This is a genomic window from Streptomyces sp. NRRL WC-3549 (assembly GCF_000721935.1).
Taxonomy (GTDB): Bacteria; Actinomycetota; Actinomycetes; order Streptomycetales; family Streptomycetaceae; genus Streptomyces.
Map to the genome: position 1 here is coordinate 105,567 of NZ_KL585421.1, position 422 is coordinate 105,988.

A 422-nucleotide genomic window follows, 5' to 3' on the forward strand; every position below is an offset into this window, starting at 1 on the left:
GCGGCGGCGGGTGCCCGGCGGTCGCCAGCCGGGCCCGGTTCCCGGCGAGGTCGAGATGGACGTACAGGCAGCTGGTGAACAGGCCGGGGTCGAGGTCGGCGAGCAGCCGGTTGGTCCGTGCCAGCACCTCGTCGGGCGGCGCCCCGGCGGAGGCGTGCACCGCGGTCCGCACCTGTCCCATGAGCGCGGCGGCGTTCACGTTGTGGCCCTGGACGTCACCGATGGCGGCCGCCGCCGTGGTGGCGTCCAGCCGGATCACGTCGTAGAAGTCCCCGCCGATGCCCATGCCCCGGGTCGCCGGAAGGTACCGGGCGGCGATGTCCAGGCCGGCGATCCGGGGCAGGGTGTGGGGGAGCAGGTGGGCCTGGAGGCTGTGTGCGAGCCGGTCCTTGGTGTCGTAGAGCTGTCTCTTATACACATCT

Annotated in this window: 1 protein-coding gene; it reads right to left on the reverse strand. The window is 72.7% G+C overall.

What is annotated here, in order from left to right; genetic code table 11:
- Positions 1-422: PP2C family protein-serine/threonine phosphatase (locus IH13_RS0125820; RefSeq protein WP_158791300.1), on the reverse strand; the 422-nt coding region annotated here is incomplete at both ends.